Here is a 3,979-nt window from a genome sequence, read left to right on the forward strand (position 1 = left end):
GTGCGCCGCAATAGCGACTCTTGTGTTGGTGTGGGGTAAAATCGGAACGAGTAGGCTTTTTCCATACCTCACATTTTAGCATATATTTCGTAAATGTGCTAATATTTAACAGTAAAGCCGTCGTAGAACGACGGGGTTTCAGACCCAAATTTTCGATGAGATAGAAATTGAAGATAATTCACTGGCAGAGTCATTGGAAGTCTCCGGAGAGGAATAAAATTCCAGAAAATATTCAGCTTGGCATCAGTTAACGATTTTTAAAAGCTTCGATCGCCGCCGGCAAAGTATAGCTATCTCACCATTGAGATAACTGCTGTAGCTACAGGTCGATCGCTAACTGTTTACTCTCATCTTAACCAAATTCTTAAATCTTACTGAAATCGTCTAAAACTGACTGAAAGTGTCGGCTAATTTATCAGCAATTCCCTCGATCCAAATTTCATCTTGTTTAGTATAACTGCGCGGTGCATTTGCCGCCAAAATTAACACCCCTTCCTTACCGATGGGTTGACAGATTAAGCCTTGGCTGTTTTCTGGCAAATAGTCAAACTCGATTTTAGCGGGATATAAATTTAAATTAACTAAATAAACGGCTTTACCAGTTTCTAAAACTCTTTTGATAATATTACTAACTTTAACTTCAGAATTCTCCCTTAGGATACCGCGACGTAATAAAACTTCTCCCCGATAATAAACGATCAGAGATTTTGTCACGGTGTTAGTTAAAAGTAAATGGGAAGCCCAAGCAAGCTCAATTTTAACCGCTTCTGGCAAATCTGGGGCAAATTCCAGGCCTTCGCGCCCGATTAATTCCACAGCATCCGGTAAGCGGGGTTGAACTCTTTGCCAGATTAAACCCACCAAAATTAAAACCCCACTCAAAATCACTCCCATCACATCGGAACGCGCTTGCGATGGGGTTAAATCGGCAGTGGCAAAACGATTAAACATTAATACCGTACCCCCGACGATGCCGGCGAACAGGGGTAACAGTCTTAAAATACGATTGGGATCAGCTTGTGCCATAGCTGAGAACTATTCCTCGTCTGGTTCTAGAATACGTTGAAAAAGATAGCCTGTACCTCTAGCGGTGAGAATTAACTCAGGATTGCTGGGATCATCCTCTAATTTGGCTCGTAAACGGGAAATATGCACATCTACCACCCGCGTATCCACATGACGTTCGGGGGTATAACCCCAAACTTCCTGAAGGATTTCCGAGCGCGAAAAAGCTTCTCCCGATCGACTGACCAATAATTCTAGTAAACTAAATTCCATACCGGTCAGACGGATGCGTTCATCCCCCTTATAAACTTGGCGTTTATTGGTATCGATTTTAATTGAACCGATATGAATCACACCAGAACTGGGAATCCCCGGGGCGCCATTTTTCTCTACCCGACGCAACACCGAACGAATCCGCGCTTCGAGTTCTTTGGGAGAAAAAGGTTTAACTACATAGTCATCCGCGCCCAATTCTAGCCCGGTAATTCGATCGGCCACATCCCCCAAAGCCGTTAACATAATGATAGGAATATCCGATTCTTTGCGGAGTTCCTGACAGACACCGTAACCGTCTAATTTCGGCATCATCACATCCAAAACCACTAAATCGGGTTCGGCGGTGCGGAAGGTTTCTAAAGCTTCCTCGCCGTCGGCGGCGGTGACGACTTCATAACCAATCATCGACAAACGAGTCTCTAAGATACGACGGATGCTGGCTTCATCATCAACAACGAGAATTTTTTCCTTCTGGTTCTCCAACTGACTTAACACTCCTTAGTTAAATAGTGTGATGAATTTTAAAGTTAAATAACGAGCGTTCCTGTTTATAGAATATCCTTTTGCCGTTATCATTAAGCCTAAATTTCCTATTTTATTTCTTTTATGGCAATTATCAATAACTTTAGGGTCTTGCTTCCCCTATATCATACTTAATTAAATTTGACAAGAGAATTGATCCCCAAACCGCTTTTCTTCAACTTTTCTTAAAAAACATGGCGAAATCGCGAACAATATATATCTGTAGCGCTTGTGGGGCGGAATCTCCCCAATGGTTGGGAAAATGCCCCAGTTGTGACACCTACGGGACTTTAGAAGAACAAGTGGTGGCTGGTGGCAATAATCCGGCGGTAAATCGCCCAGGATGGCAAAATAGTCGCTCAAATAACGGCAAAGGGCAACGCAACCCCCAACCGCGCATCTCGGTTCGCTTCTCGGAAATTACCCAGTATGAACAGGAACGTTTTCCCTCCGGTTACGGGGAATTCGATCGCGTTCTCGGTGGTGGCATTGTCCCGGGTTCTCTTGTACTAATCGGCGGCGATCCGGGCATCGGCAAATCGACGCTTTTACTGCAAGTTACCAACCAACTCGCCCAAAGATTACCGCGCATCCTCTACGTTTCCGCCGAAGAATCGGGACAACAGATTAAACTGCGGGCTGCCCGTTTGGGGGTGGGAGTGGTTGCCGTGGAGTCGGAAAATAATGGCAATGGCAAGGATAAAAAAGCCTCTGAATCAACCTCAGAACTCGATAATCATCTCTATGTTCTGCCAGAAACCGATTTAGAGGAAATTTTGCGGGAATTAGAATCTCTACGCCCACAGGTGGCGGTAATTGACAGTATTCAAACTCTTTATTTTGGGGCGTTAACTTCCGCACCGGGATCCGTCGCCCAAGTTCGCGAATGTACCTCCGCCTTGATGCAGGTGGCAAAACGGGAGAATATTACTTTATTGATTGTCGGTCATGTTACTAAAGAAGGGGCGATCGCTGGTCCGCGAGTTTTGGAACATTTGGTCGATACGGTGTTATATTTTGAAGGCGATCGCTATGCCTCCCATCGTCTCTTAAGATCCGTGAAAAACCGTTTTGGGGCAACCCATGAGATCGGTATTTTCGAGATGGTGGATCACGGTTTGGTGGAAGTGGAAAACCCCTCAGAATTGTTTTTAGGCAATCGCGACGAATTTTCCCCGGGTACGGCGACGGTGGTAGCCTGTGAAGGTACACGCCCGATTGTGGTGGAGTTACAGGCATTAGTTAGCCCCACCAGCTACGCTTCCCCGCGCCGATCGACCACGGGCATAGAATACAACCGATTACAGCAAATTCTCGCCGTTTTAGAAAAGCGCGTCGGCATTCCTTTATCGAAATTAGATGCCTATGTTGCCTCCGCAGGAGGGTTGGGAGTGGAAGAACCGGCGGCGGATCTGGGAGTTGCGATCGCTGTTGTCGCCAGTTTTCGCGATCGAGTCGTGGATCCGCGCACAGTCTTAATCGGGGAAGTGGGATTAGGTGGACAAGTGCGCCTAGTGTCGCAAATGGAACTAAGATTAAAAGAAGCGGCTAAATTGGGCTTTAAACGGGCGATTGTCCCTAGAGGTCAAGTTTATCCCGAAGATGTGGGCTTAGAAATTGTTCCAGTCGGCAAGGTAATCGAGGCAATTGTCGCCGCAATCCCCCCCCAGCAGCGCTTTGGGGAAGATATAGAAGACGAGGAAGGGGAAGGGCAAGAATAACGGTACAATGCTAAAAAAGATTAAATTACTTGGGAGATTTTCACCATGTCTGTGTTAGCTGTTGCTGCTTTGGCGGGTTATCTGATCGTTTTTACCGGAATTGCCCTCGGTCTCTTTTTCGGTCTGCGCGCCGCTAAAATTATCTAGTATATAAACAGTAAAAAAGCTTTAGTGATCGGTTTAACTGGTCACTATTGCCAATTCTAGGGGAGATAAAAAATGACTGTTATTCTAGACTTAAAAACTCTCTACGAAATTGATGATTCTCTCTGGTTAGAAGAAACTATCGAACTGCTCAAGGCTAAAAATTTTGAAGCGCTAGATTTAGAAAACTTGATCGAGGAGTTAGAAGACTTGGGAAACGAGAAAAAGTTTCGTGTTGCTAGTTTTTTACAGCAAATTATTAGACATTGTTTATTATTACAATTTTGGACAAGTGAAAGAAAATATAATCA

General features: G+C 44.9%; 6 protein-coding genes. 3 read left to right on the forward strand and 3 right to left on the reverse strand.

The genetic code is table 11. The features are described from left to right. From IM477_RS08835 to rpaB, 3 genes are all read right to left on the reverse strand, one after another. A partial coding sequence (locus IM477_RS08835) for a helix-turn-helix domain-containing protein (protein ID WP_287710710.1) occupies positions 1 to 65 on the reverse strand: 65 nt, incomplete at its 3' end. Positions 66 to 384: 319 nt separating this feature from the next. Then, positions 385 to 1,026, reverse strand: a complete 642-nt coding sequence (locus IM477_RS08840) for a cofactor assembly of complex C subunit B (protein ID WP_287731409.1) — start codon at positions 1,024 to 1,026, stop codon at positions 385 to 387. Between the two features lie 9 nt (positions 1,027 to 1,035). Then, positions 1,036 to 1,764 (reverse strand): response regulator transcription factor RpaB, encoded by a 729-nt coding sequence (gene rpaB, locus IM477_RS08845; RefSeq protein WP_002781934.1) that lies wholly within the window; start codon positions 1,762 to 1,764, stop codon positions 1,036 to 1,038. Positions 1,765 to 1,997: 233 nt separating this feature from the next. Between rpaB and radA the strand changes: the two genes are divergently transcribed. The 3 genes from radA to IM477_RS08860 all read left to right on the forward strand — a co-directional run. After that, positions 1,998 to 3,524 (forward strand): DNA repair protein RadA, encoded by a 1,527-nt coding sequence (radA, locus tag IM477_RS08850; protein ID WP_287731410.1) that lies wholly within the window; start codon positions 1,998 to 2,000, stop codon positions 3,522 to 3,524. A 45-nt stretch (positions 3,525 to 3,569) separates the two neighbouring features. Further along, complete coding sequence (gene petL / locus IM477_RS08855) at positions 3,570 to 3,671, forward strand: cytochrome b6-f complex subunit PetL (RefSeq protein WP_002791324.1); 102 nt, start codon at positions 3,570 to 3,572, stop codon at positions 3,669 to 3,671. A 72-nt stretch (positions 3,672 to 3,743) separates the two neighbouring features. Then, on the forward strand, positions 3,744 to 3,979 hold a 236-nt coding region (locus IM477_RS08860; RefSeq protein ID WP_287731411.1), incomplete at its 3' end, for a DUF29 domain-containing protein.

Source organism: Microcystis sp. M090S1, assembly GCF_020246295.1.
GTDB lineage: Bacteria > Cyanobacteriota > Cyanobacteriia > Cyanobacteriales > Microcystaceae > Microcystis > Microcystis aeruginosa.